General features: G+C 63.8%; 22 protein-coding genes. 12 read left to right on the top strand and 10 right to left on the bottom strand.

All coding sequences use genetic code 11. The features are described from left to right. Positions 1 to 296 precede the first annotated feature (296 nt). Positions 297 to 2,141 carry a potassium transporter Kup gene (locus ACFOKF_RS13305; protein ID WP_380797804.1) on the bottom strand — a complete coding sequence of 615 codons (1,845 nt, stop codon included), beginning with the start codon at positions 2,139 to 2,141 and terminating at the stop codon, positions 297 to 299. A gap of 630 nt (positions 2,142 to 2,771) precedes the next feature. On the opposite strand from ACFOKF_RS13305, the gene ACFOKF_RS13300 reads away from it, so the two are divergent. Both ACFOKF_RS13300 and ACFOKF_RS13295 read left to right on the top strand, forming a co-directional pair. Next, positions 2,772 to 4,232 carry a hypothetical protein gene (locus ACFOKF_RS13300; RefSeq protein ID WP_380796179.1) on the top strand — a complete coding sequence of 487 codons (1,461 nt, stop codon included), beginning with the start codon at positions 2,772 to 2,774 and terminating at the stop codon, positions 4,230 to 4,232. Between the two features lie 166 nt (positions 4,233 to 4,398). Beyond that, positions 4,399 to 5,214, top strand: a complete 816-nt coding sequence (locus ACFOKF_RS13295; RefSeq protein ID WP_380796177.1) for a TorF family putative porin — start codon at positions 4,399 to 4,401, stop codon at positions 5,212 to 5,214. Positions 5,215 to 5,609: 395 nt separating this feature from the next. Here the strand turns inward: ACFOKF_RS13295 and ACFOKF_RS13290 are convergent, their stop codons facing one another. From ACFOKF_RS13290 to ACFOKF_RS13280, 3 genes are all read right to left on the bottom strand, one after another. Beyond that, positions 5,610 to 6,251, bottom strand: coding sequence for a UPF0149 family protein (locus ACFOKF_RS13290; RefSeq protein WP_380796176.1), 642 nt, complete (start codon positions 6,249 to 6,251; stop codon positions 5,610 to 5,612). A gap of 38 nt (positions 6,252 to 6,289) precedes the next feature. Continuing rightward, positions 6,290 to 8,743 carry a glycoside hydrolase family 2 TIM barrel-domain containing protein gene (locus tag ACFOKF_RS13285; RefSeq protein ID WP_380796174.1) on the bottom strand — a complete coding sequence of 818 codons (2,454 nt, stop codon included), beginning with the start codon at positions 8,741 to 8,743 and terminating at the stop codon, positions 6,290 to 6,292. 123 nt (positions 8,744 to 8,866) lie between these two features. Beyond that, positions 8,867 to 10,315: a sigma-54-dependent transcriptional regulator gene (locus ACFOKF_RS13280; protein WP_380796172.1), complete on the bottom strand. Its 1,449-nt coding sequence runs from the start codon at positions 10,313 to 10,315 to the stop codon at positions 8,867 to 8,869. 150 nt (positions 10,316 to 10,465) lie between these two features. Here ACFOKF_RS13280 and ACFOKF_RS13275 point away from each other — a divergent pair, with 150 nt between their 5' ends. The 4 genes from ACFOKF_RS13275 to ACFOKF_RS13260 are packed head-to-tail and all read left to right on the top strand — an operon-like array spanning position 10,466 to position 12,269. After that, positions 10,466 to 10,591, top strand: coding sequence for an aa3-type cytochrome c oxidase subunit IV (locus ACFOKF_RS13275; RefSeq protein WP_380796170.1), 126 nt, complete (start codon positions 10,466 to 10,468; stop codon positions 10,589 to 10,591). A 25-nt stretch (positions 10,592 to 10,616) separates the two neighbouring features. After that, positions 10,617 to 10,886: an NAD(P) transhydrogenase subunit alpha gene (locus tag ACFOKF_RS13270; RefSeq protein ID WP_380796169.1), complete on the top strand. Its 270-nt coding sequence runs from the start codon at positions 10,617 to 10,619 to the stop codon at positions 10,884 to 10,886. Further along, positions 10,883 to 11,536 carry a hypothetical protein gene (locus ACFOKF_RS13265; RefSeq protein WP_380796167.1) on the top strand — a complete coding sequence of 218 codons (654 nt, stop codon included), beginning with the start codon at positions 10,883 to 10,885 and terminating at the stop codon, positions 11,534 to 11,536. The genes ACFOKF_RS13270 and ACFOKF_RS13265 overlap by 4 nt, the downstream gene beginning before the upstream one ends. A gap of 43 nt (positions 11,537 to 11,579) precedes the next feature. Continuing rightward, the gene (locus tag ACFOKF_RS13260; RefSeq protein ID WP_380796165.1) at positions 11,580 to 12,269 is read left to right on the top strand and encodes an aspartate/glutamate racemase family protein; all 690 of its coding nucleotides are present in this window, start codon (positions 11,580 to 11,582) and stop codon (positions 12,267 to 12,269) included. Between the two features lie 18 nt (positions 12,270 to 12,287). Here ACFOKF_RS13260 and ACFOKF_RS13255 read toward each other — a convergent pair whose 3' ends face one another. The 4 genes from ACFOKF_RS13255 to ACFOKF_RS13240 form a co-directional block, all read right to left on the bottom strand. Beyond that, complete coding sequence (locus ACFOKF_RS13255) at positions 12,288 to 13,031, bottom strand: FadR/GntR family transcriptional regulator (protein ID WP_380796164.1); 744 nt, start codon at positions 13,029 to 13,031, stop codon at positions 12,288 to 12,290. Positions 13,032 to 13,050: 19 nt separating this feature from the next. Next, on the bottom strand, positions 13,051 to 13,974 hold the full coding sequence (locus ACFOKF_RS13250) for a Gfo/Idh/MocA family protein (RefSeq protein ID WP_380797803.1): 924 nt from the start codon (positions 13,972 to 13,974) through the stop codon (positions 13,051 to 13,053). After that, entirely contained in the window at positions 13,971 to 15,548 is a 1,578-nt protein-coding gene (locus ACFOKF_RS13245) for an aldehyde dehydrogenase (NADP(+)) (RefSeq protein WP_380796163.1), read from the bottom strand. The genes ACFOKF_RS13250 and ACFOKF_RS13245 overlap by 4 nt, the downstream gene beginning before the upstream one ends. A gap of 171 nt (positions 15,549 to 15,719) precedes the next feature. Beyond that, complete coding sequence (locus tag ACFOKF_RS13240) at positions 15,720 to 17,522, bottom strand: IlvD/Edd family dehydratase (RefSeq protein ID WP_380796162.1); 1,803 nt, start codon at positions 17,520 to 17,522, stop codon at positions 15,720 to 15,722. Positions 17,523 to 17,658: 136 nt separating this feature from the next. On the opposite strand from ACFOKF_RS13240, the gene ACFOKF_RS13235 reads away from it, so the two are divergent. Continuing rightward, entirely contained in the window at positions 17,659 to 18,564 is a 906-nt protein-coding gene (locus ACFOKF_RS13235; RefSeq protein ID WP_380796161.1) for a 2-dehydro-3-deoxygalactonokinase, read from the top strand. Then, on the top strand, positions 18,561 to 19,193 hold the full coding sequence (locus ACFOKF_RS13230) for a 2-dehydro-3-deoxy-6-phosphogalactonate aldolase (protein ID WP_380796160.1): 633 nt from the start codon (positions 18,561 to 18,563) through the stop codon (positions 19,191 to 19,193). The genes ACFOKF_RS13235 and ACFOKF_RS13230 overlap by 4 nt, the downstream gene beginning before the upstream one ends. A 12-nt stretch (positions 19,194 to 19,205) precedes the next feature. Here the strand turns inward: ACFOKF_RS13230 and ACFOKF_RS13225 are convergent, their stop codons facing one another. After that, the gene (locus ACFOKF_RS13225; protein WP_380796158.1) at positions 19,206 to 21,239 is read right to left on the bottom strand and encodes a hybrid sensor histidine kinase/response regulator; all 2,034 of its coding nucleotides are present in this window, start codon (positions 21,237 to 21,239) and stop codon (positions 19,206 to 19,208) included. A 137-nt stretch (positions 21,240 to 21,376) separates the two neighbouring features. Between ACFOKF_RS13225 and ACFOKF_RS13220 the strand changes: the two genes are divergently transcribed. The 4 genes from ACFOKF_RS13220 (at position 21,377) to rpsI (ending at position 24,342) form a co-directional block, all read left to right on the top strand. After that, positions 21,377 to 22,411 carry a COX15/CtaA family protein gene (locus ACFOKF_RS13220; RefSeq protein ID WP_380796157.1) on the top strand — a complete coding sequence of 345 codons (1,035 nt, stop codon included), beginning with the start codon at positions 21,377 to 21,379 and terminating at the stop codon, positions 22,409 to 22,411. After that, positions 22,408 to 23,190 (top strand): hypothetical protein, encoded by a 783-nt coding sequence (locus ACFOKF_RS13215; RefSeq protein WP_380796156.1) that lies wholly within the window; start codon positions 22,408 to 22,410, stop codon positions 23,188 to 23,190. Before ACFOKF_RS13220 ends, ACFOKF_RS13215 begins: the two co-directional genes overlap by 4 nt. Positions 23,191 to 23,326: 136 nt before the next feature. Next, the gene (gene rplM, locus ACFOKF_RS13210; protein ID WP_084438944.1) at positions 23,327 to 23,806 is read left to right on the top strand and encodes a 50S ribosomal protein L13; all 480 of its coding nucleotides are present in this window, start codon (positions 23,327 to 23,329) and stop codon (positions 23,804 to 23,806) included. Next, on the top strand, positions 23,806 to 24,342 hold the full coding sequence (gene rpsI / locus ACFOKF_RS13205; protein WP_298398089.1) for a 30S ribosomal protein S9: 537 nt from the start codon (positions 23,806 to 23,808) through the stop codon (positions 24,340 to 24,342). Before rplM ends, rpsI begins: the two co-directional genes overlap by 1 nt. Positions 24,343 to 24,409: 67 nt before the next feature. Here rpsI and ACFOKF_RS13200 read toward each other — a convergent pair whose 3' ends face one another. Beyond that, positions 24,410 to 25,303, bottom strand: a complete 894-nt coding sequence (locus tag ACFOKF_RS13200) for a diacylglycerol/lipid kinase family protein (protein WP_380796155.1) — start codon at positions 25,301 to 25,303, stop codon at positions 24,410 to 24,412. Positions 25,304 to 25,343: the final 40 nt, after the last annotated feature.

Genomic DNA, 25,343 nt, shown 5'->3' with positions numbered 1-25,343 from the left:
GCATTTGATTTCGAGACGAGGAGGTGCGGTCCTGCGTAAGAATTTTCATATGCAGCGCAGCGAATAGCGAAAATACTATGCTTTTTGCTGCCGCGTCATCTCGAATTCCAATGCGGCCCTCCGCTACGCATCGGCAGTGCTCGACCGATCCTCCTATGCGCAAAAGAACCGCAAACGAGCCGTTCGCACGCGGTTCGTGGACTGGCTTGGCGCGCAGGGCGCAGGCAAGCTGACAATGTATATGGTCGCTGCCATCAATGTGGCTGCGTTGCTCATCACGTGGCTTGAATAGTGGTTTAGATCTCGACCTGAGATCCGAGTTCCACCACCCGGTTGGTCGGCAGCTTGAAGAACTCCATCGGCGTTTCGGCGTTGCGCATCATCCAGGCGAACAGCTTCTCGCGCCAGATCGCCATGCCGGGTCGCTCGGACGCGATCAGCGTCTGGCGGCTGAGGAAATAGCTGGTGTCGCTGACGTTGATCGGGCCGCCACAGTCTTTCACCGTCTTCATGGCGGCAGGCACATCCACATCCTCCATGAAGCCATGGCGCCAGACAAGGCGATAAAAGCCTTCGCCCCAGTCCGTGACATCGCTGCGGCCGACAAGCGGCAGATGGGGTACGCCCTCGGTCAATATCGTCAGGATGATGATCCGCTCATGCAATATCTTGTTATGCTTTACATTGTGCAGCAGCGCCGGCGGCAGGCCTTCGACTCGCGATGACAGAAAGATCGCCGTTCCGGGCACGCGCTTGAGCGAATGGGATATGGACTGGATGAACAAGGGCACCTCCATCGCGCCCTCGTTCATATAATGGTGCATGATGGCGCGGCCCTTCGACCAGGTGGTGAGCGCCACGAAGGTCACGGCCGCGACCAGCAGCGGGAACCAGCCGCCATCGGGAATCTTGGTGGCGTTCGACGCGAAATAGGCGCCGTCGATCAGCAGGAACATCCCGGTCGTCGCACCGGCGAGCAGCGGATTCCAGCGCCAGACACTGAAGGTCAGCACGCCCATCATGCAGGATGTGATGACCATCGTGCCAGTAACTGCGATGCCATAGGCGGCAGCGAGGTTGCTCGATGACTGGAAGCCGATTACCAGCAGCAACACGAAAGCCAGCAGCGCCCAGTTGACCAGCGGCACATAGATCTGGCCGGCCGCCGATGCACTGGTATGGGCGATGCGGATGCGGGGCAGGAAGCCCAGTTGCACCGCCTGCTGCGTGACCGAGAAGGCCCCCGAGATCACGGCCTGGCTGGCGATCACCGTCGCCATGGTGGCGAGGATCACCAGCGGCAGGCGCGCCCATTCCGGCGCAAGCAGGAAGAAGGGATTGGCCGCCGCCGCTGGATTGTCGAGCAGCAACGCACCTTGTCCCATATAGTTGAGCAGCAGGCACGGAAAGGCCGCATACAGCCAGGAGATGCTGATCGCCTTTCGCCCGAAATGGCCCATATCGGCATAGAGCGCCTCGGCCCCCGTCACCGCCAGCACCACCGATCCCAGCGCCAGAAAGGCAAGCCTGGGATCGATCAGGAAGAAATGCACGGCCCAATAGGGGTTGATGATCCCAATGATCGTCGGATGGTTGAGGAGGTTGATCACGCCCAACACGGCCAGCACCAGAAAATAGATCGCCATGATCGGGCCGAAGAGGAGGCCGACCCTGGCCGTTCCATGCTTCTGGATCAGGAACAGGCCAATGAGGATGATCGTGGCGATCGGCAGGACATAGGCTTCGAACCCGCTGTTCACGACCGTCAGCCCCTCCACGGCGGACAGCACCGACATGGCCGGCGTGATGATGGCATCGCCGTAAAATAGGGCGGTCGCCAATACGCCCAGCATCGCGACGGCCGGCGTCCACCTTGTCTCGCCCAGTTTACGCGAAATGAGCGCCAGCAGCGCCATGCTGCCGCCTTCGCCCTTGTTATCGGCGCGCATGACGATGAACACATATTTGAGCGTGACGAGCAGCGTCATCGTCCAGAAGATGAGCGAGAGTACGCCGAATATATGATCGGCATCCACCGCCAGCGGATGATGGCCGACGAAGCTTTCCTTCAGCGCATAAATGGGGGACGTGCCGATGTCGCCGAACACGACGCCCAGCGCCCCCAACGCGAACACAGGCAGCTTTCCGTGCGATCCGGCATCATGGCCGGGTGTTTCGCTCGGTTGGTCGGTTATCAATGTCCCTGCTCGCTTTGTTGAGAACCCGCCATCGCACAAAGCCGCATTTTGTTTCCATATGAGCTTTTGGCCGTTCGCATATGAATTGCATATGATTTCGCCGGGAAGCCGCAAAAATATGGCAATTCCTATGCAATCTCAACGTGAAGGGCCACTTCCTCCTCTCGAGTTCCTATGCGGTGATGCGTATTTGAAGCGCCTCTTCTGAAGAGGTGTTCGTCATGGTCGCATGGCATGAGAAATTGGGCGCGCGGATCGGCCTCAGGGGCGTCGGCATAGGGTTTTTGGCGTCTGCCTGGATGGAATGCGTCTGGTTGCAGAAGATGATTGCGGTCAATCCGTCTGCGGAAGCGTCTCCTTCCCAATGCCTGCTTGCCGCCGCCATGTTCGCCAGCGCAGGCGCTGGCCTGCTTCTGACGTTCGTGGGCGCCGGGCTGTGGAAGCCGGTTACGGTGTCGGACCGCTGGGCTACCCGCATGCCGATGCCGGTTGTGCGTGATCTGGAGCCAGTCATGTCCATGATGAAAACCGCTCAGGGAGGCATTGCCAACCAGGAAAGCAGAGACGCATCCCATGACGGAGAAAGACCTCCAGTTCGTCATCCCCACCTACCGCCTTCGGGACGTGGGCGAAACGGTGGAAGCCTATGACGATAATTTCCGGCGCAGTGGGCGGACAGCGCCGATCTTCGTCTTCGACGACAGTTCGCTCGCCAACCACGATAAATATTTCGGCGCGCTGGAACGGGTGAAGACCCACAACGACCTCTTTTATGTCGGGCCAGCGGAGAAGGAGCAGTTCATCTCCTACATCTGCCGGCGTCTGCGCGACCGGAAACTGGACGTTCTGGTCCGGAACCTCTTCAGGCCCAGCTATGGCGGCAACCGCAATTTCACGCTGATGTATACGCTGGGCGACCTGATGGTCAGCGCGGATGATGACATGCGGCCCTATGGCCTGATCGAGGACAGCCCGGAATCGCTGGCCGATGACGAGATCAGCCGTGGCAAGCTTATCCCGCGCGGCGCCAACGGCCATACCCGCAAATCCTACGACATCCTCCAGTCCTTCCGGGACATATTGGGCAAGCCGGTGTGCGATGCGCCGCCCAATTACGAACGAGGCGAGATGCTGCTCGATACGTCGATGGACCTGGAGTCGAACACGTCATTGGGCCTGGCTCGCGAAAACTCCCTGTTCATGCAGGAGGGCAAGCTGTCGAAGGGCGCCATCGTCAAGATGGCGCAGACCTTCCGTACCGGCACCAATGACATCGATGCGGCCGATTATATCGATATGTTCCTGGAGGATCATGCGCGAACCGATGCCGAGGCGCTTAATGACCTGTATGTGCTGGTGAACTTCCGGCCCTGCGTCACGACCCGCAACTGGCGCATGGACTGCGGGGTGGCCGGGTATGACAATAGCACTGGCCTGCCGCCCTTCTTCCCTACGCGTCTGCGGTTCGAAGACTATATCTATCGACTGTGGGTCCAGCAGCCCGGTATCGCAGCCGCGCATGTCGATTCCGCGCAGACCCACATCAAGAATAATTACATGCGCGAGCCGCTGGCTTCGGAACTGTTCAACGAAGCGATCTGCACTTTGCTGAAAAAGAAAATCCGCTCGACGCTGCGCAAAGTCGACGATGTCAGCATCGCGTTCGATTATGAAGGGGCGGTGACGCTGGAAGACAGCCAGGAAATACTGCATGGTGCCCAGTCCCTGCACGATAAGGTGCTGGGTGCGCAGTCGATGGCGCGATCGGAAGAGCGCAAGCAGGCGCTGGCCCTGTTCGCTTCGAACCTGAAGCGGACCTTCTATGATTTCGAGCCGGATTTCTTCCAGCAGAATGTCAGCCGGATGGTGGATGACGAGGTCGGCCTCATCCGCTCTTCGCTGGAAATATGGCCGACTTTGCTGGAGATCGTTTACTTCCGCAAGAAATGCCATTCCCTGCCGATGCAGCGGGTGAAGGGCAGCGCCGTGGGCGCCAGGAAGCGTGCTGATTCGCCAACGCGCGTCGCGGCTTGATGCGGACGGAGGCACCTTTGGACAAACACAGCTGTAACCGACAGAAAATAACGAAAATACAATGCGATCGTCCTTGAGCTCCTCTCGATATTAAATGTCGATCCGGCCTAATTGCCCCTCCTCGCCGGGCCGCGCCGAGCGGCCCGGAGTTTTCCAAGAGGGCATCATGAAATTCATTTTTGTCGCGCCGATGTTCATGTTCGGCTTCGTTCCCGTCGCAGCATTTGCGCAGGAGGAAACGTCTCCGGTGACGGTTTCGGGTTCGGCAACCCTGGCATCCGACTATCGCTTCCGCGGCGTTTCGCAAACCGACAAGGGCATGGCGGTCCAGGGCGGCCTGACCGTAACGCATGAAAGCGGGCTTTATGTCGGGACCTGGGCCTCGAACCTGTCGGGCTGGGGTACGTTTGGCGGCGCCAACATGGAACTTGATCTCATCGCAGGGTACAAGTTTCCGTTAACGGACAACGCAACGCTGGACGTCGGCCTTACCTGGTACATGTATCCCAGCGGTGCCGACGATACCGATTTCGCCGAGCCTTACGTCAAGCTTAGCGGAACGACCGGACCGCTCTCATTGACGGCTGGCGCTGCCTATGCGCCCAAGCAATATGCGCTGGCCAACGTCTCCAATCACCCCGACAGCCGCAGTCAGAAGCAGGATAATCTGTATCTGTGGGGCGATGGCGCAATGGGAATCGCCGGCACCCCGTTCACGGCCAAGGCGCATATCGGCTACTCGAACGGCAATCCCGGCCTCGGGCCGAACGGCACCAGCGTCGCGCCCACCGGTGAATATTGGGACTGGTCGATGGGGGTGGATACGAACTGGCGTAACCTGACATTCAACATCTCTTATGTGGACACCGACATTTCCCACCGCGAAGCTGCGCGGCTGCAACCCAATTTTAGCAAGGGACAGGATGGGGTCGGATCCATCTCGGATGGAACCGTGATGGCCTCGTTGACCGCTGCATTTTAATCTAGGGCATTTTCGAAGCAGACGGCATCATGCGCTGGCTCGGAAAATGCAGAAAACAAAAGAAAAATAGATCGTGAGCCGATTCAGGACGAACGGATCACGATCCAGTGGATTGATTTTGACATTTGCATTCCCTGGCGGCTGGGATGGGCCTGCAAATGTCAAAATCATAAAATCCACTAGAATCAAATATTTCTAGTGGTCCGAACAAATTCTGACATTCGTGTGCGGCATTGCTTCAAGCGGGACCGAATGTCAGAAGCGGACCATAAGGCTCCGGCTCGATCAATATGTTCGAGCCGGCAGGCCATGGTGGCTTTGCGCGCTTTCCAGCCTTGTTTTGAAAGGCTTTGGTGGTGGAGGGGCGAGGCCGTTATCGGGGCTTGCCTGCTCATTCACGCCATGGCGCAGCATTTCTTGTATTTCTCGCCCGATCCGCAAGGGCAGGGATCGTTCCGGCCGACTTTGGCCTTACCGGCCAGCGGCTTGTCCTGCTGATTGCTGCGTTGCCATGCATGCAGCGTCGGGATCCAGATCGGGAGCAGGTCCGTCGCCCGCTGGTCCAGGCGTTGCTGTTGCTCCTCGCCAAAGGCCGGGGAGCGAGCCGACGCGGTGGCCAGTTCGATGATGCCGGCAAGCGCCGCCTTTGCTTCGGCGTCGTTGCTGGCGCGGATGCGGTTCCAGCCGGCCGGCGCCAGTTTCATGGCTGCGGCAAAGCCGTCCATCCACATTTCCCAGAGCACTTCGCCCGTGCGCGGATCGCTATCCAGGATCGGCGCATAGTCGCCCGGCATGCTCAGGCTTTCCAACAGCCTGTTGTGATGCGTCATCATCAGGTCGAGGAAATGCTGAAGCGATGCGGCATTGTCGAACGGTGGCGGCGCATCGCCCCATATGGGCTTGAGCCAGCGGGCCGGGGGAACGATGTCGGGACTGACGATCAGCCCGGTCAGATAGCCGTCCAGTTCCGACAGCAGCATGCCATCGTCAAACTGGGTGAGAAGAATGTCGTCAAGGTCGTCAAGATACTCGCTCATGGCTCCCCCCTAACGCGATGCGCAGGCAAGAGCCATGATCATTGCGTCGTGGAGAGATCGACAGAGCCGGCCTTCAGGCCCGGGGCGGTGGCGGTGAGCCTCATCCGGCCCGACCCATTTCCTCTTACCAGCGCGACGGCCAGCCCGTCCTGCGCGGAACGATCAGAGGAAGGGAAGGGCGTGTGGTCCACCGACGATCCGTTATCCGTCGCGACCAGCGATCCCTTGCCGCTGACCGCAAAATGCAGTCGATGGGTGGCCGACGGCACCGTGACCCCTTTCGCATCGACCACGCGGGCGCGCACATAGACCAGATCGTCAAAGCGCGATCCGACCGACGACGCATCCGCCTTCAGATCGATGCGGACGGGATCGCCGGCGGTTTGCAGACTGTCCGATACGGACGCAGCGCCCGGATCGCGGCAAAGCGCGCGCACCTGTCCGGGCGCATATTGCACCGCCCAGCGGCGCGGAGAGGCGTCGCGATTGATCGGCAGCACGCCCAGCGACCGTCCGTTCAGAAACGCCTCGACCTGCTGGCAATTGCTGTAGACTTCAATGGTTTCTTCGTGGGGCTTGCGGTTGGCCGGGCTCCAGTCGTCAAACAGCGCGGTTTTGGGCTTGGGCGTGGCGACGGCGATCATGGTGGGCAGGACCGGCTGATTGGGGCCGCCGGCGCCATCGGTGGAGGGCCCGGCCGCAGCAGGATCGGCATTGCGGACGACATGAACGACGGGGCGGTCCGACCACCAGCTTTCCCGTTCCATGCCGCTGATTTTCTGGCGCCCCGTGCGGTCCAGCAGGCCGGCGGGATTCTGGATATTGGGCCATCCCGATCGGTTCGCTTCGCCCAGATAATCCACCCCGGTCCACAGGAACATGCCGGAAAAGGGCGCATAGTCGCGCACCGGCAGCCAATTGACGCGGTTATGCGCATTTTCGGTGCCGACGATGCTGCGCCGGGGATTTTGTCGATTGGCGGCGATCAGTTCATTCTCGCGATAATTTTGCCCGATCACGTCCAGCATGTCGGCCAGCCCATTGTCATAATCCTTGGTCACGTTCGGGCGGAACAGCGCCATGGTCACGGGGCGGGACGGGTCGGCGGCGTGGATGATGTCGAGGATGCTGCGCAGCGCGGCCTTGGCCTGGACCGGATAGGCAGTGTCGTGAATTTCGTTGCCCGCGCTCCAGAGGATGATGCTGGGATGGTTGCGGTCGCGGCGCACCATGTCGAGCGTGTCGCGCTTGTGCCAGTCGCCGAAGAAAAGGTGATAATCTTCCGGCGTCTTGGCGACATTCCACTGGTCGAACAGTTCGTCCATCACGACCAGCCCGAGTTCGTCGGTCAGGTCCAGAAATTCCGGACTGGGCACATTATGGGCGGTGCGGACCGCATTGACGCCCTGCGCTTTCAGCGCGGTCAGGCGCTGGCGCCAGACGGCGAGGGGAACGGCCGCCCCCACGGCGCCGCCATCATGATGGAGCGCCACGCCCTTCAGCTTGAAATTGCGGCCGTTGAGCCAGAATCCGGTCGCCGGATCGAACCGGGCTTCGCGGATGCCGAAGCGGACCTGTTCATCGTCAAGCACGGCGCCATCGGCGGTCAGCAGCCGGATGGCGGCCCGGTACAGGAGCGGCTTGTCGATATTCCACCGCTGCGCATGGGGGAGGGTGAGGCTGGCCGGCGCGATCATCGTCCGGCCGGGTTCGATCATGCCCGCTGAAGCGACGGTCTGCGCGACCTGTCGTCCGGCCGGATCGAACAGCGCCACCTCCATCCGGATGTCGACCGGCTTGTCGCTGCTGTTCTGGACATCGGTTGACACCGCAATTCCGGCCTGATTATCGGCGATGCCGGTCGTCCGCACATAGGCGCCGCCCTGGGGAATATGGACGTCGCCGGTTTCGATCAGTCGGACATGCCGATAGATGCCAGAGCCGGTGTACCAGCGCGACGAAGGCGCCGCAGATGTGTCGGCGCGCACAGCGATGATATTCTGGCCGTCCGCGCGCAGGTGGCGGGTCAGGTCGTAACGCTGGCTGACATAGCCCATCGGACGATAGCCGATATGGTGGCCATTCACCCAGATGCCGCTGCGTTCCATGATGCCGTCAAATTCGATGAAATAGCGCCGGCCCGGTTGCGGCGTCAGGGGCAGGGCCCTGCGATACCAGGCGACGCCGCTGGGCAGGAAGCCATTTTCGCCCGCCGCCCTGGCATTGGGGTCAAAGGGGCCTGCGATGGCCCAGTCATGCGGGACGGAAACGACACGCCATGCCTGGTCGTTCAGCGTAGGGGATTCCGCGCCTTCAGGGTCGCCCTGAAGGAAACGCCAGCCATCGGCCAGCGGGGTGACGGCGCGGGGCGCAGCCAGAGCAGGGCTCGGCGAAGACAGGCTGACGAGAAGAGCGGCTATGGCTGCGACAGGTCTGGCGAAGGCCCGGCGCCGTCGCGCGTGATCCATCCGGCGCTGCCGCAAGTCGGCCATGCTTCTGTCCTCCCCTGAGATCCTGACCTTATGCTGCGGGCAAAGATCGCCCGCAGGTGCGTCAAGCTACAGGATGGGCCACTATTTGCAATATGGTTTCACCATGCGGTTCTGCGGGGTCGGTCAGGCCGCGCTGTCGATGCCGAGTTCCGCCAGCTTGCGGTAGAGGGTGGAGCGTCCAATCCCCAGTCGGCGCGCGACTTCAGTCATGCGGCCGCGATAATGGCCGATGGCAAGGCGGATGACGTCGGCTTCGATCTCGGCCAGTTGGCGGACATGGCCATCGCCTTCGAACAAAGTGATGCCGGCGCCGTCGCGGTGCGGGGAGGGGACGACGCGCGGACGCAGCGGATGAACGCTCTGCGTGCCCTGCGCTTCGATCTGGGCGCTGATCTGCGGGAAATCCTGCGGCGTCAGGGCGTCGCCTTCACACAAGACAGCGGCGCGGAACAGGGCGTTCTGCAACTGGCGGACATTGCCCGGCCAGCCATGCTGCATCAGCAGGGCCAGCGCATCATCGGTCAGGCCCAGGCCGCGCAATCCCGGCTGGGTCGCGATGCGGGCGAGCAGATGGCGGCAGAGCGCAGGAATGTCGCCCATCCGTTCGCGCAGCGGCGGCACGGTCAGTTGCACGACATTCAGGCGATAATAGAGATCCTCGCGGAAGCGCCCTGCTTCTATTTCCTCGCTCAGCTTCTTGTTGGTGGCCGCGATGACGCGGACATCGACATGGATCGGGCGGCGCGCGCCGATCGGCTGCACTTCGCCATCCTGCAACACGCGCAGCAATTTTACCTGCGCGTCGAGCGGCATTTCGCTGACTTCGTCAAGGAAGATGGTGCCCATGTCGGCTGCGGCAAATTTCCCGACATGCCGGTCGAAAGCGCCGGTGAAGGCGCCGCGTTCATGGCCGAACAATTCCGATTCGACCAGATTGGCGGGAATGGCGCCGCAATTGACCGTCACCATCGGCTGTTTGTGCCGCGGCGATGCGGCGTGGACGGCGCGGGCGATGACATCCTTGCCGACGCCGCTTTCGCCTTCGATCAGCACGGGCACGCGCGCGCGCGCCGCCTTTGCCGCGATGGCGAGCGCCGCGCGGAATTGCGGGGCGGACCCGACCACATCCTCGAAGGACAGGGGCGCGGTGATCTTTTCGGTCAGCGGGCGCAGTTCGCCCGTGTTTGCGCTGTCGGCCAGTGTGGCGTTGAGTGCAGCCAGCAACCGTTCGGGCGCGATCGGTTTGGACAGATAGTCGGTGGCGCCGGCGCGCATCGCCTCCACGGCGACGGCGACATTGTTATGCGCGGTCAGAACCAGAATCGGCAGCGCCGGGCGGCGTGCGCGAATCTCGCGAATCAGGCCCGATGGCTCATAATCCGGGCTCCACTGGTCCAGGATGATCGCGTCCAGCTGCATGCCATCCTGCGTACCAAGCGTGGCGATGGCGGTTTCGCCCTCCGCCGCAAAGATGGTGCGCCAGCCCGCTCGGGCGGCGAGGGCCGACACAAGGCGGCGTTGCGCCGGCTCATCATCGATCAGCATCAGCATCGGTACGCCGTCGCGCGTCATTCAAACCCCTCATTCATAACCCGAAACCGATGGTAGACGTTGGGAGTAAAGGGGCGCTTAACTGCGCTGTATTTTCTTGGGTGGTGGGTTGAGGGGGGCTGGTCTTGCCGATAAGACAGGGGAGATAATCGCTGAAAATGGGGACAGGATATGGCTTCGAACGGAAATATGAAGGCTGCGGAACAGACCTATTCGGGCTTTATCGGCTTCGTCAAATGGGGCACGATCGCTAGCGTCGCCGTTGCTGCGCTGGTGGTGTTGCTGATTTCCCAGTGATGCGCGGCGCGCCAGCCGGACGCCGATGTCGGGGGCGTTGACATTGCTGCCCCTGTTCCTACTGGCCTGTCTGGCTAGCGGGTTCATGGTTCGCCGGGCGGGTTCGCCGCCGGCGCCCGCACTGATTGCGGGATTTTCCTCCATAGTTCTGGCCGGCGCCCTGATCGCCGCTGCCGAAACCGGCAGCGCGACGGCGCGTTATCTGGCGTTGCTGGCTGTGTTGTGCGCCAGCATGGCGGGGGTTCTGGCCTTTGGCGTGGTGGAACATGCCGTCGATGAGGAACGGCCTTCTTGACCGCTGGCTTTGCTGCCTTGCTGGGCGCACGGATCGACGGGATAGCGCCGTCCCCCTTTGTCGCCTTTCTTTACCTACTGGCCGGCCTTTGCCTGCTGCTGGCGTTACGGTGGGGTTCGGGTCGGCGGGCCGGCCGCGTGGCGTTGCTGGGCGTGGCGCTGGCCTCTGGCGGCGCGCTCTATAGCCATGATGTCATGAACTTACCGGAAATGCTGGGCGCGATCGTCGTCGGCGGTGGTTTGGGGCTGTTGCTGGTGCGCCGGGCTGCGCGGCGGATGTTGCCCATCCTGCTGCGCATCAGCCAGGGACTGCTGGGCGTCGCGGCGGTGGCGACGGCGGGCGCCGTCTGGCGCAATCCGGGCGCGTTCGGGCTGGAGGGCGATGGGGCCGCAATGACGCTGCTGGCGGCGGCAGCCCTGATCGGCATGCTTGTCTGCCTTGGCGCAATATGGCCCGGACGCGTTGGCGCGCTGATCCTGTCCGGTGGCGCGGGCTGGGCGGGGGCGTTGTTGGGGCTGGCGATCGGCAACAGCGCCATGGTGATTGGCGGCGCGCTGGCCGGCGTCGCCGGCCTGTCGTTCGTCCTGCGGGGCAGGAAGATGGCGCGCAGCGCATCTGAGGGCTTGCCCCGCGCGCCGGGCCTGCCCTAACCCATGGGATATGACGGCCAGTCCCGGCCGCCCTGGAGACATAATGCATAAACTCGGCCTTATCGGCGGTCTCAGCTGGACCTCCACCGCCCGCTATTATGAGATCATCAACAAGGCGGTGCATCGCGCGCTGGGCGGCCAGCATAGCGCGCCGCTGCTGATCGAAAGCCTGGATTTCGCCGATGTCGCCCGCTGCGCCACGCAGCAGGACTGGGATTGCGCAGCGGGGCAACTCATCGGGTCGGCCCGGCGGCTGGAGCAGGCGGGGGCCGGCAGCATCCTCATCTGCGCCAACTCCATGCATCGCGTCTATGATCAGGTACAGGCCGAAATCGGCATTCCCATCATCCACATCGCCGAAGTCGTGGGTGACAGGATGCAGGCCGACGGGATCGAGAAGGCCGCGCTGATCGGCACGCGCAACGTCATGACCGAAAAATTCTATCGGCAACGGCTGGTGGCGCATGGCGTGTCGCTGCTGCCCGCCGACATGGAACTGGCCGACCGGATCGATCGCATCGTCTATGACGAACTGACCGTGGGCAAGGTCAGCAAGGACTCCGAACGCTACATGAAGTCGGAACTGACCGACATTGCGAAGGAAGATGTGCAGGCGGTGGTGCTGGCCTGCACCGAACTGGAGATGATCGTCGATGTGAAAGCCAATGTGCTGCCCATCTACGATTGCACCGGCATTCACGCGAAGGCGGGCGTGGACTTCATCCTGGGATAAACCCGGAGGTAGGCATATTCACTCCCCCGGTTCGGTGATCGCGATGTCCATGTCGGCCAGCGCCAGCCGCAGCAGCTCGGCCATGGCTGCGCGTGCCGCGGCTGTGTCGCGCGCGGCGATCGCCTGATACACGGCGCGATGGTCGGGCAGGGGGTCGCGCGGCATCAATTTCTTGCGATGCTTGAACTTGGTGGTCCAACTGACCGCCGCGCCGACCGAACTGGCCAGCGCCGATAGCGCATCATTGCGGGTCGCGGCCAATATGGCGTGATGAAAACGCTGGTCGGCGGCGCGGCCCTCGGGCGTCGACAGGCCATAGCGGCCCATCTCGTCCAGCGCTTCGCGCATCGTGGCCAGTTGATCGTCGGTGCGGCGGCGCGCGGCGAATTCGGCGGCGGCCGGCTCGATCACGCCGCGCAGTTCGAACAGGTCGCGGATAAATTCCGGGTCCGGCTCACCCGCGAACATCCAGGCGAGCATTTCGGGGTCCAGCACATTCCAGCGATTGCGCGGCAGGACGCGGGTGCCTGCCTTGGGCCGGCTTTCCACCATGCCCCGCGCGATCAGGATGCGCACCGCTTCGCGATAGGCGGTGCGTGACACGCCCAGCCGTTCGGATGCTTCGATCTCGCCTTCGAACAGGTCGCCGGGTTTATACTTGCCGGTCAATATGGCGGTGCCCAGATCGCGGGCGATCGCCTGATGAATGCGGAGCGCGCCCTCGTCCGATCCGAACGGTCCTTCCTTGCGCGCGCTCCCCATGCCTCTTCTTCCTTTAATATCAGTCCTCAAATGCAGCCGTAGGGCAATGCCGTCCGCAAAGGAAGGCATCAGCCACCAGACGCAGCGGCGCGGTGTCGGCGTCGATCGCCTTGTCCGCCACCAGCCCGACGAAGCGCCTGTACATGGCCGGATATTCCTCGTCCGGCGCCTTCATCTGCACTTCGCCGTCCAGGCGCAGGGTATTGCCGCCTTCCGACAGGAGCAGGCTGCCCTTGTCGGTGTCGACCGCAATGTCCCAGGTCTGGGGGCCGGTCTGGCGCCAGTCGAACACTGTGTTGATCGCCGCGCCCGACGCCGTCGCCAGCTCAAGCGTCGCGCCGATCGGCGCCTGCTTGTTTGCCGGGACTTCCAGCGAAGCAGACAGCACGGTGATCGGCTCGCCGACGATTTCGGTCAGGATCGACAGGGCGTTGATGCCCGGATCGAACACGCCGAAACCACCCGCTTCCCAGATCCAGGGCTGGCCCGGATGCCAGTGGCGCACATCCTCGCGCCATTGGATGTCGATCCGCTCGACCTTGCGTTCCGCGATCCACGCCCTGGCCTGCGCCACGGCGGCGGCATAGCGGCTGTGCCAGCTCGCATAGAGCGTCACGCCCTGTGCCTTTGCCAGCGCCGTCAGCGCCTCCACTTCGGACACGGTCGCGCCCGGCGGCTTTTCCAGGAACACATGCTTGCCCGCCAGCAGCGCCTGCCGTGCCGCATGATAGCGGACCTGCGGCGGCTGGCAGAGGATGACGGCATCCAGATCGGGTTCGCCCGCCAGCATCGCGCCGAGGTCGGGGTAATTATTCACCCCTTCGCCCTGCGCGTTGCGGCTGGCGACGGCGACCAGTTCGATGCCGTCGATCTTCTCGATCGCGGGCAGGTGCTGGTCGCGCGCGATCTTGCCGAGGCCGACGAGACCTGCCCGGATCATCAGGCCGCCACTTCCAGCTTGCCTTCCATGCGGCGCGTCAGGCCCCAGGGGTTGGCGTCCTGCAACGCGGCGGGCAGCAGCGCGTCGGGCACGTCCTGATAGCAGACGGGGCGCAGGAAGCGCATCATCGCCAGCGTGCCGACCGAGGTCGAACGGCCGTCGGCAGTCGACGGGAAGGGGCCGCCATGGACCATGGCGTGGGTCACTTCGACGCCGGTGGGCCAGCCGTTGGTCAGGATGCGCCCAACCTTCCGGGAAAGGGTGGGCAGCAGCTTGGCGGCGTCGCCTTCGTCGCCTTCACCGATATGCAGCGTCGCGGTCAGCTGGCCTTCCAGGCCTGCGATGGTCGCGATGACCTCTTCGATGCTGGAGCAGCGGATCAGAACGGACGACGAACCAAAGACTTCTTCGGCCAGCACGGGGTTGGACGAGAAGGTCGCGCTGTCGGTCGAGAAGAAGGCGGCCTGACCGCGGTTGCAGCCTTCCGGCTCCGTACCGCGGGCGACGGTGGTGACGCCATCGGCACCGACCAGAGCGGCGACGCCCTTTTCATAGGCGTCATGGATGCCCGGCGTCAGCATCACCTGCGGCGCGGCGCCCGACAGGGCGGCGGCGGCCGAAGCGACGAAGGTGTCGAGATCCGGACCGTCCAGCGCAATGACGAGGCCAGGGTTGGTGCAGAACTGGCCCGAACCCATGGTCAGCGAACCGACGAAGGCGGTGCCCAGCGCTTCGGCCTTGGCCGCCAGAACGCCGGGCAGCAGCACGACCGGGTTGATCGAAGACATTTCGGCATAGACCGGGATCGGCTCTGCGCGTTCGGCGGCGATCTTCATCAGCGCCGTGCCGCCACCGCGCGATCCGGTGAAGCCGACAGCCTTGATGCGATGATCGGCGACCAGCGAACTCCCCAGCGCACGGTTGGCGCCCGGCAGATAGGAGAAGACGCCTTCATGCAGGCCCAGCGACTTGACGGCCGCCTGAATGGCGCGGGCGACCAGCTCGCCGGTGCCGGGGTGAGCGCTGTGGCCCTTGACGACGACGGGCGAACCGGCGGCGAAGGCGGCGGCGGTGTCACCACCCGCGACCGAGAAGGCGAGCGGGAAGTTGGAAGCGCCGAACACGGCGACCGGGCCGACCGAATGATTGACGCGGCGCAGGTCGGCGCGCGGCAGCGGGGCGCGGTCCGGCAGAGCCTTGTCGATGGTGGCGTCAAGCCAGTCGCCCAGGCGCACATAGGAAGCGAACAGGCGCAGCTGGCCGACGGTGCGGCCACGCTCGCCTTCCAGACGGGCGCGCGGCAGGCCGGTTTCGGCCATGGCGGTTTCGATCAGCAGGTCGCCGATGGCGACGATATTGTCGGCAACGGTTTCCATGAAGGTCGCGCGCGCGTCGGGCGACAGGGTCGAAAAGCTTTCGAACGCGGCGTCGGCCAGTGCGGCGGCTTCATCGACTTCGGCGGGCATGGCGCTGGAGAAGGCGACGTCGCCCTTTTCGCCGGTGGCGGGATTGATGGCGTAGAAAGGCTCGCCGCCTTGGCGCTCGCTCGCACCGATGAGGATGGCTCCGTTGAACATCTGTGTTCTCCTGAAGGGGTCAGAATGGCTGGCTAGACGATCGCGCCGGAGAGAGCTGATCATTTCCCGGCACGAACGATGCAAAAATCGGGAGGAGGGGCGGCGTTCAGATGGATAGCCGCCCCGTCCTTTCAAGGGGCAATGCCGAAAATACTCGGACTTATTGCATGATCAATGATTGTCGCGGGGCAGGCCCATGGTCTGGGCGATGCGCTGATATTTTTCTGCGCCTTCCAGGATCGCGCCGGTGTTCATCTGGCCCACGACCGAACGCTGGATTTCCTGCCAGGGGGTCTGCGAGGCGGGATATTTATAGCCGCCCTCAGCGACCAGCTTGGCGCGGCGCGCTTCCAGTTCCTCATCGGAAATCAGGACGTTCACCGTGCCGGCCTTCAGGTCCATGCGGACGCGGTCGCCGGTTTCCAGCAGAGCGAGACCGCCCATCGCCGCCGCTTCGGGCGAGGCGTTGAGGATCGACGGGCTGCCCGACGTGCCCGACTGGCGGCCGTCGCCGATGCACGGGAGCGCGCTGACGCCTTCGGTGATCAGGTAAGCGGGCGGACGCATGTTTACGACTTCCGCCGCACCCGGATAGCCGATCGGGCCGGCGCCGCGCATGAACATCAGCGTGTCGGCGGTGATGCCGACCGACGGATCATCGATGCGGTGGTGATAATCTTCCGGACCGTCGAACACGACCGCCGGGCCTTCAAAGGCTTCGGGATCGTCGGGGTTCGACAGGTAGCGCATACGGAATTCTTCGCTGATGACGCTGGTCTTCATGACCGCTTCGTCGAAGAGGTTGCCGGTCAGCACCAGGAAGCCGGCTTCGTCCTTCAGCGGCTGATTGAAGGGGCGGATGACCTTTTCATCCTCAATCTCCACGCCCTTGCAATTTTCGCCCATGGTCTTGCCATTGACGGTCATTGCGCCTTCGCGGATCAGGCCCTGATCGATCAGCTGGCTGATGACGGCGGGCAGGCCGCCGGCGCGGTAATAATCCTCGCCCAGATATTCGCCGGCCGGCTGCATGTTGACCAGCAGCGGCACCTTGTGGCCGACCGTTTCCCAATCCTTGAGCGGCAGGTCGACGCCCATGTGGCGGGCGATGGCGGCGAGGTGGATCGGCGCGTTGGTCGACCCGCCGATTGCCGAGTTGGCGACGATGGCGTTGTGGAAGGCGTCCAGCGTCATGATGTCGGAAGGTTTCAGATCCTCATGCACCATTTCCACGATGCGCTTGCCGGTGCGGTAGGCGGCTTCCTGACGATCGCGATAGGGGGCGGGGATCGCCGCGCTGCCGGGCAGCATCATGCCCAGCGCTTCGGCCAGCGCGTTCATGGTGCTGGCGGTGCCCATGGTGTTGCAGAAGCCGGTCGAGGGAGCCGACGATGCGACCAGCTTGATGAAGCCTTCGTCATCGATCTTGCCGGCGGCCAGCAACTGGCGGCCATGCCAGACGATCGTGCCCGATCCGGTGCGCTCGCCCTTGTGCCAGCCATTGAGCATCGGGCCGACCGACAAAGCGATCGCCGGGATGTTGACGGTGGCGGCGGCCATCAGCAGCGCCGGGGTGGTCTTGTCGCAGCCGCTGGTCAGGATGACGCCGTCGAGCGGATAGCCATACATGGCTTCGACCAGGCCCAGATAGGCCAGGTTGCGGTCAAGGCCGGCGGTCGGGCGCTTGCCGGTTTCCTGAATCGGGTGGACCGGGAATTCCAGCGCGATGCCGCCCATTTCGCGAATGCCCTCGCGCATGCGCTCCGCCAGCACGAGGTGATGGCGGTTGCAGGGCGACAGGTCGCTGCCGGTCTGGGCGATGCCGATGATCGGCTTGCCGCTGCGCAATTCTTCAAGGCTGAGGCCGAAATTCAGGTAACGCTCCAGATAGAGCGAGGTCATGTCGATATTGTCGGGGTTGTCGAACCAGGCGCGGCTACGCAGCTTCGGAGCGGTTTTCGGCGAATCGGTCATTGGGCATCCTGACACAAAATAAGGCATGGCGCGTTGACGCGCTCACCTTCCTGATATACTCATACAAATGGAATTTCAAGAACCCGAAGTGGGGAAATGTGAGCGCTAACATTATTTTTCTGCGGAGCGGCCTCCAGTGACCGACTATGCCGTGATCGGTGATTGGGGGACAAGCCGTTTGCGGCTGTTTCGCGTGGAAAATGGGGTGGTTGCCGCCCGCCGGGATGGACCGGGGATCGGGGCAGTAGGGCGCGCCGCGGAAGGCGCCTTTGTTGAAACGATCGCGCCCTGGCTGGAGCAGGGCGCGCCCGAATCCATCACTTTGTGCGGCATGGTCGGCGCGCGCGACGGCTGGGTCGAAGCGCCCTATGCCGACTGCCCGGCCGACGCCGCGGCCTGGCGCAAGGCGGCGGTGCGGTTCGACTGGCGCGGCGTTCCACTAGCGATCATGGCGGGCCTTGCCTGCGAGGGGGCGGATGGCATCCCCGATGTGATGCGTGGCGAAGAAACCCAGATTTTCGGGGCGATCGACCGCGATCCTGCGCTGGGGCAGGGGCGGCATCTGATCGTGTTGCCCGGCACTCACAATAAATGGTCGCTGGTCGAGGATGGCCGCATCGTCGCTTTCCGCACCGTGCCGACCGGCGAGCTGTTCGCGCTGCTGCGCGACCATTCCACCCTAAGCCCCAAGGTCGAGGCGACCGATGCCACGGAAGAAGCGGCGGGCTTTGCGGAAGGTCTGGAAAAGGCGGGGGTCGGCAAATTGTCGCAATCCTTGTTCGCGGCGCGCGCGATGCGCCTGCGCGCCGGTCGTTCTGCCGACTGGGCGCTGGGTTATCTGTCCGGTCTGCTGATCGGATGCGAGGTTGCCGAAGTGCGGTCCAGCCTGGGCGAGGACGCCGATGTGCTGCTGATTGGCGACAAGCGGCTTTCGGCCCGCTATGCGCAGGCGCTTGAAGCGCAGGGCGTAGGCTCAACGGCGATCGACGGCGATGCCTGCGCGCTCGCCGGGCTGGGATATTTTGGAGACGTGACGGCATGACCCTCGACGAATTGCTGGCCGACGGCGCGCCGCCGGTGTGCGCTATCCTGCGCGGCATCAAGCCGGAGGAAGCACTGGACGTCAGCGCAGCGCTGGTCGAGGCGGGCATCCGCATCCTGGAAGTGCCGTTCAATTCCCCTGAGCCGCTCAAGAGCATCGCCGCCATGCAGGATGCGTTCGGCGACGTCGCGCTGATTGGCGGCGGTACGGTGCTGAGCGTCGAGGCGGTCGAGGGGCTGCATCAGGCGGGCGGCCGCATCATGGTGACGCCCAACACCAATCCCGAAGTGATTGCGCGCGGCGCGGCGCTGGGACTGGAGTTGCTGCCCGGCTTCATGACGCCCAGCGAAGCCTTTGCCGCGATTGGTGCGGGGGCGAAGCGGATCAAGCTGTTCCCCGCCGCCAGACTTGGCGCGGCCTATGTGAAGGCGGTCAAGGACGTGCTGCCCAAACATGTCGGCGTCTGGGCTGTGGGCGGCACCGGGGCGGACACGATCGGCGAATGGCTGGCGGGCGGATGCGAGGGCATTGGCGTTGGCGGCGCGCTCTACAAGCCGGGCGATGATGCGGCGAGCGTCGGCCAGCGCGGTCGTGAGCTTGTGTCGGCTTGGAAGGCGATCAGGGGCTGACGTCAGACGCGCTCAGCCGGTGCGTTGCGCGACGTCTTCGGGCCGGTCCAGCACTTCGCGAATCTTGGCGGCCAGGTCGCCATAGCTGAATGGCTTGGTCAGCAGGTCTACGCCCGCGTCCAGCCGGCCATGATGGACAATCGCGTCGCGCGCATAGCCGGTGGTGAACAGCGTTCGCAGTCCGGGCTGATGCTGGGTTGCGGCGCCGGCAAGGTCGGCACCGGTCATGCCGCCGGGCAGAACGACATCGGTGAAGAGCAGGTCGATCGATCCGTTTGCCGCCTTCAGAGCCGCAAGCGCTGCGTCGCCGTCGATGGCGGGGATGACATGATAGCCAAGTTCGCGCAGCACCTCGACCGAATAGGCGCGGACATTGTCGTCATCCTCGCACAGCAAAATCGTTTCTCGCCCGCCGGTCAGGGTCTTTGCGCGTCCGGGCGCTTCATCTTCATTCGCCGCGACATAGCCGTGGTGGCGGGGCAGGTAGAGCAGAATGCGCGTGCCATGGCCTGGGTCGGACTGCACCCGGACATGGCCGCCGGACTGTTTGATGAAGCCATAGACCATCGACAGGCCCAGCCCGGTGCCGCGACCGACCTCCTTTGTGGTGAAGAAAGGTTCGATGGCATGCGCCAGCGTATCGGCGTCCATGCCTTCGCCCGTATCCGCTACGGTGATGGCAACATAATGACCCGGCGCGATGTCGCCATCCTGCGCGGCTATCGCAAGATTGTCGACCGCAATGGTCAGGCGTCCGCCGTCGGGCATGGCGTCGCGCGCATTGACCGCCAGATTGAGCAGCGCATTTTCCATCTGGTTGACGTCGACTTCGATGGTCCAGGCGTCCGGTGACACGGTCGTTTCGACGGCGATGGTTTCGCCCAGTGTCCGGAGCAGCAGGTCGGACATGCCTGTAATCAGGCGGGCGGGATCGGTCGGTCGGGGATCGAGCGGTTGCCGGCGGGAAAAGGCGAGCAGCCTCTGCGTCAGGACGGCTGCCCGCTCTGCGCCCGCCATGGCGCGGTCGGCCATGCGCCGCAACCGCGTGTCATCGGCCGACAGGGCCCGTTGCAGCAGGTCCAGATTGCCGGTCACGATCTGGAGCAGATTGTTGAAGTCATGCGCCACCCCGCCAGTAAGCTGGCCCAGCGTCTCCATCTTCTGCGCCTGACGCAGCGCAGATTCCGCTTCAGCCAGAGCGCGGGCGTCAGCGCGATGATCGGTAACGTCACGGGCGACGCAATAGATCAGGTCGCCTTCGGGTACAGCCGTCCAGCTGAAGGTCCGATAGCTGCCATCCTTCGCCCGGAATCGGTTGTCGAAGCGCAGGACCGGTTCGCCATGGGCCAAGCCGTCGATCTGATCGCGGGTGGCGGACACATCGTCGGGATGTTCCATCCATTGCGACGTGCGACCGATCAGTTCTTCTTCGCTCCAGCCCAATATGTCGGTCCAGGCCGGGCTGGCGGCGATCCAGATGCCGGCGGTGTCGGCGATCAGGAAGGGATCGCGTGCCAGCGCCCATAGCCGGTTGCGGTCCGCCAGCATGGCCCGCTCGGCCAGCACGCGCTTGGTGGTTTCGCTGACGATGCAGAGGACGCCGCCGATCGATCCGTCGGCTTCGAACACGGGCGAATAGCTGATGTCGAAGAAGACATCCTCGCCGCGGCCGCCATCGCGCTCGATATAGAAGGGGCGGTCCCTGGCATGGAATGTCTCGCCGGTTTCCCGGACCGATTGCAGCAGCGGGCCCAGATCGTCCCACAATTCCGCCCAGCCCTCCCGCGCCGGCCGCCCCAGTACGCGGGGATGTTTGTCGCCGATCGTGGGCGCATAGGCTTCATTATAGAGGGCGCAATAATCAGGCCCCCAGAACAGCACGATTTCGGCTCTGGACGACAGCATCATGCGGACCGTCGATATAAGGGCGGGGGACCATGAATTGACTGGGCCGAGGGGCGATGGCGCATCGATGGCGGCGGTCAGGATGCCCAGTGGCCCCTGCGCGGCGATCATCGCGGCTGTGCCTGTTGGCGCGCTGGTCATCGACATATCCTGCTTCATACCCTGTCAGGTTGATACGCTTCGGTCCGTCTTTGTATCCCGGCCCGGCGGTCCTTGGACCCTTTGTCCCATGTCGGGCGGCTTGAAAAGGGCGGGGCTTGGGCGCATGGACCGGGGCCATGATTTCGACCGCATTTTCCCGCCCTGCGCGGCCTGTCGCCATTGCCCGCTGGCTGCTGATCGTCGCCTTTCTGGTCTTTTGCATGGTGGTGGTGGGGGGCATCACCCGGCTGACCGAATCCGGCCTGTCGATCACCCAGTGGAAGCCGATTACCGGGGCCATCCCACCGCTGACGCACGACCAGTGGATGGAGGCGTTCCGCCTCTATCAGCAGATCCCGGAATATCAGCAGTTGCGGCGGGGCATGACCCTGTCGGACTTCCAGTTCATCTTCTTCTGGGAATGGATGCACCGGCTGCTGGGACGGCTGATCGGGGTCGTCTTCGCGCTGCCGCTGGTCTGGTTCGCGTGGAAGCGCGCTATTCCGGCGGGCTATGGTCCGCGACTGGTCGCGCTGCTGGCGCTGGGCGGTTTGCAGGGGGCGATCGGCTGGTGGATGGTGAAGTCTGGCCTGTCGGTGCGCACCGATGTCAGCCATTATCGGCTGGCGGTGCATCTGCTGACTGCTTTGTTCATCATGGGCGGGCTGATCTGGACCGCGCTGGACCTGCTCGCGCTGGCCCGATCGCCTGCCGCGCGACCGGCGGTGCTGCGGCCTTTCGCCATCGGTGCGCTGCTGGCGTTGTTTGTTCAACTGATGCTGGGCGCGTTCACCGCCGGGCTGGATGCAGGCTATGTATCCAGCACCTGGCCGCTGATGAACGATCATCTCGTGCCGGAGGGGATCAACTGGATGGGATCGCTATGGGCGACCGTCTCGTCCGATCCCTATCTTGTCCATTTCCTGCATCGCTGGTGGGCGTGGGTCGCGGCGGTTGCGCTTTTCCTGCTGGCGCGGCGGGCGAAGCGAGCCGGGCGGCGCAGCGCGTCGATCGCGATCCAGGCGGCGCTCGGCACGCAGATAGTGCTCGGCATCGCCACAGTTATCAGCGGCATCGCGCTGCCGCTCGCGGTATTGCATCAGGCGGTCGGCGCGCTGGTCGTGGCGGCGGCGGCCTGGGGCGCGCACGCCATCGGCGTGAAAAGCCGGTGAGGCGCATTCTTGCCGCCGCGCTGCTCCTTGTCGCTCAGCCGGCATGGGCGGAGCGCATCGTCCTTCCCTTCGCGCCGCCGACCGACCGGCCGCTGGTCTATCGCATAGAACAGTATCGGCCGGTTGCGGGAAAGGTCAGCGCGTTCACCGCTATCCGTGATCTGCGGTTCGAGCGGACCGGAGAGGGCTATGTCTTATCGGTCACTTTGCGATCGATCGATACAGATGCGCCTGCCGCCGGAGCCGAACCTTATCGCGCCGCGCTGGAACCGCTGGTCGGCATTCCCATGCGCTTTCATCTGGAAGCGCGCGGACAAGTGGTGGCGCTGGACGATATGGGCGCGGTGTGGAGCAGGGTGCAGGCCGGGCTGAAGGCGATGCTAAACGGCCCGAACGCTGATCGCCAGCGCGCAGCGAAAAATGTGCAGGCGCTGTTCGACGGCCTCTCGCCCGAAGGGCGGCTGGCGCTGCTGGCGGGTGAAATCCGGCCGCTTCTGCTGTTCGCCGCCAGTGAGGTGGAGGATGGCGCCGGGCGCGGATTGCGCACCATGGCGGGGTCGCCGCTGGGGCGGCCCGTGCCCGTTGAAGGAAGCCTTGTCATTGCCGGGCAGGATGCCGGCGCGCTGGACCTGAAGGAGATATTGTCGGGCGAGGGCGTGCAGGTGGCGATCCGCTATCATCTCTCGCGCGCCACCGGCCTGGTTGAAAATCAGGAGCGCAGCCTGATCGTGGGCGGGCAGGCGCTGGTCGAAAGCCGCAGCCTTACCGCCGCCAAATAGGGCATGGTATTATTTTACCCGTCGTGAAACGCCCCGAATCTCTTGACTTCAAGGGACGCAATCGTCATTAGCGCCCCACTTCCGGGCGTCGGCAACGGCGTCCGGTTTCATTTTTTCATTCTGGAGTATTGGCACCATGAAGGCGCTGATGAAGACCACCAAGCCGGCGACCCCGGCAACGGTCGAAAAGAAGTGGATCCTGATCGACGCGGAAGGTCTCGTCGTGGGTCGCCTCGCTTCGACCGTCGCGAATATCCTGCGCGGCAAGCACAAGACCAGCTTCACGCCCCACGTCGATTGCGGTGACAATGTCATCATCATCAACGCCGGCAAGGTGAAGTTCACCGGTCGTAAGCTGACCGACAAGGTCTATTACAAGCACACCGGTTATGCCGGCGGCATCAAGGAAACCACCCCCCAGAAGATCCTGGAAGGTCGTTTCCCCGAGCGCGTCCTGGAAAAGGCCGTCGAGCGTATGATCCCCCGTGGTCCGCTGGGCCGTCAGCAGATGCGCAACCTGCGCATCTTCGCCGGCGCCGAACACGCCCATGAAGCCCAGAACCCCGAAGTGCTCGACTTCGCGTCGCGCAACCGCAAGAACAAGGTGGGTGCATAATGTCCGATAACCGCCAGTCCCTGTCCGACCTCGCGGCGATCGCTGCGAACGCCCCCGCCGCTGCCGCTCCGGCCGCCGTGGAAGCCGGCGAAGTCGCCGCTGCACCGGTCCAGCCTTCGGCGCCGCTGCGCGCCCAGGAAATCGACGGCCTCGGCCGCGCCTATGCCACCGGCCGTCGTAAGGACGCCGTGGCCCGCGTGTGGGTGAAGCCCGGCACCGGCAAGATCACGGTCAACGGCCGCGATCAGGAAATCTACTTTGCCCGTCCGACCCTGCGTCTGGTGATCAACCAGCCGTTCGGCGTGACCGAGCGTGAAGGTCAGTATGACGTGATCGCCACCGTCAAGGGTGGTGGTCTGTCGGGTCAGGCCGGCGCCGTGAAGCACGGCATCGCCCAGGCTCTGTCGAAGTATGAACCTGCGCTGCGCAGCGCGGTCAAGGCCGAAGGCTTCCTGACCCGCGACAGCCGCGTCGTCGAACGTAAGAAGTACGGTAAGGCCAAGGCCCGTCGTAGCTTCCAGTTCTCGAAGCGCTAAGTTTCTTCGGAACACCGAAAACAGAGAAGGGGCCGGTTTTCCGGTCCCTTTTTTGTTGGGCGCTTTGTTAGCTGGCTGGCACCGCCACCTCAATCGCGCCGGCGGCGATCTTCACCGTCACCGGCGTTTTCGCCAGCACTTCGCCGTCAATGGAGATGCGCTGGCGGGGCTTGGTGTCGATGCGGAAGGATTTGCCGTGAAATTCCTCCGTATGGGCATCGCGGTCGCGCAGCTTGAAGAATTTGGCGTACCAGTCCCAGGCGAGGCGCGGCTTGCTGCGGCCGACGACCGCCTGCACCACGATCTCGCCCGTGTCGACGGCGGCATTGTCGGATAGCTCCACGCCGCCATGATAGGGACCGTTGAGGATGCGGACCTCCGTCGACCACATGCGCCGTTCCTTCTGGCCGTCGTCGATCGTCAGGCGGAAGGCCCGGAAGCCGACCGAGCATTTGACCGCCCAGAGCAGATAGCCGATCCGCCCCAGATAGCGTTTGAGCTTGTGCGGCACGGTGCGGCCGATCATGGGCGACAGGCCCAATGAGGCGGCGTTGACGAAATAATCCCGGTCGATCATGCCCAGATCGACGCGGCGGCGCTGGCCGGTGGCGATCGCCTTCACCGCGCCGTCCAGATCGAGCGGCAAGCCGAGCGTGCGGGCGAAGCTGTTGGCGGTGCCAAGCGGCAGCACGCCGAAGACGCAGTCCTTGCCGACCAGTTCGTCCACTGTGCCGGACATGGAGCCATCGCCCCCGCCCACGATCACCATCGGCGCGCCGCTGTCCACCGCGGCCCGGACGGTCGCGGCCATCTTCTCTGGCTCCTCGACCGCATGCGCCTCGATCAGGCGGATGCCGGCGGCCTCCAGCCCGTCGCGGGCCTGCGCGAACATATCCTGTCCGCGGCGGCTATGGGCGTTGACGACGAGGATGGCGTCTTTGGGAAGGGGTTTCGTTTCCATGCCGCAATAACTCGGAAAAGCGGATTCGGGTCCGGGGGGA

Origin of the sequence: Sphingobium rhizovicinum (assembly GCF_042647625.1) — a bacterium.
GTDB classification, from domain to species: Bacteria; Pseudomonadota; Alphaproteobacteria; order Sphingomonadales; family Sphingomonadaceae; genus Sphingobium; species Sphingobium rhizovicinum.
Note: the sequence above shows the minus strand (reverse complement) of the source record. Positions and strands in the feature narration are given on the sequence as shown.

What these genes read in the sequence shown, in the direction of transcription:
- ACFOKF_RS13245 (WP_380796163.1), bottom strand. Translation starts at nt 15,548, where the DNA reads ATGTTCAACGGAGCCATCCTCATCGGTGCGAGCGAGCGCCAAGGCGGC.
- ACFOKF_RS13220 (WP_380796157.1), top strand. Translation starts at nt 21,377, where the DNA reads ATGATTTCGACCGCATTTTCCCGCCCTGCGCGGCCTGTCGCCATTGCC.
- ACFOKF_RS13295 (WP_380796177.1), top strand. Translation starts at nt 4,399, where the DNA reads ATGAAATTCATTTTTGTCGCGCCGATGTTCATGTTCGGCTTCGTTCCC.
- rplM (WP_084438944.1), top strand. Translation starts at nt 23,327, where the DNA reads ATGAAGGCGCTGATGAAGACCACCAAGCCGGCGACCCCGGCAACGGTC.
- ACFOKF_RS13225 (WP_380796158.1), bottom strand. Translation starts at nt 21,239, where the DNA reads ATGACCAGCGCGCCAACAGGCACAGCCGCGATGATCGCCGCGCAGGGG.
- ACFOKF_RS13300 (WP_380796179.1), top strand. Translation starts at nt 2,772, where the DNA reads ATGACGGAGAAAGACCTCCAGTTCGTCATCCCCACCTACCGCCTTCGG.
- ACFOKF_RS13230 (WP_380796160.1), top strand. Translation starts at nt 18,561, where the DNA reads ATGACCCTCGACGAATTGCTGGCCGACGGCGCGCCGCCGGTGTGCGCT.
- ACFOKF_RS13285 (WP_380796174.1), bottom strand. Translation starts at nt 8,743, where the DNA reads ATGGCCGACTTGCGGCAGCGCCGGATGGATCACGCGCGACGGCGCCGG.
- ACFOKF_RS13200 (WP_380796155.1), bottom strand. Translation starts at nt 25,303, where the DNA reads ATGGAAACGAAACCCCTTCCCAAAGACGCCATCCTCGTCGTCAACGCC.
- ACFOKF_RS13290 (WP_380796176.1), bottom strand. Translation starts at nt 6,251, where the DNA reads ATGAGCGAGTATCTTGACGACCTTGACGACATTCTTCTCACCCAGTTT.
- ACFOKF_RS13260 (WP_380796165.1), top strand. Translation starts at nt 11,580, where the DNA reads ATGCATAAACTCGGCCTTATCGGCGGTCTCAGCTGGACCTCCACCGCC.
- ACFOKF_RS13275 (WP_380796170.1), top strand. Translation starts at nt 10,466, where the DNA reads ATGGCTTCGAACGGAAATATGAAGGCTGCGGAACAGACCTATTCGGGC.
- ACFOKF_RS13280 (WP_380796172.1), bottom strand. Translation starts at nt 10,315, where the DNA reads ATGACGCGCGACGGCGTACCGATGCTGATGCTGATCGATGATGAGCCG.
- rpsI (WP_298398089.1), top strand. Translation starts at nt 23,806, where the DNA reads ATGTCCGATAACCGCCAGTCCCTGTCCGACCTCGCGGCGATCGCTGCG.
- ACFOKF_RS13240 (WP_380796162.1), bottom strand. Translation starts at nt 17,522, where the DNA reads ATGACCGATTCGCCGAAAACCGCTCCGAAGCTGCGTAGCCGCGCCTGG.
- ACFOKF_RS13255 (WP_380796164.1), bottom strand. Translation starts at nt 13,031, where the DNA reads ATGGGGAGCGCGCGCAAGGAAGGACCGTTCGGATCGGACGAGGGCGCG.
- ACFOKF_RS13270 (WP_380796169.1), top strand. Translation starts at nt 10,617, where the DNA reads ATGTCGGGGGCGTTGACATTGCTGCCCCTGTTCCTACTGGCCTGTCTG.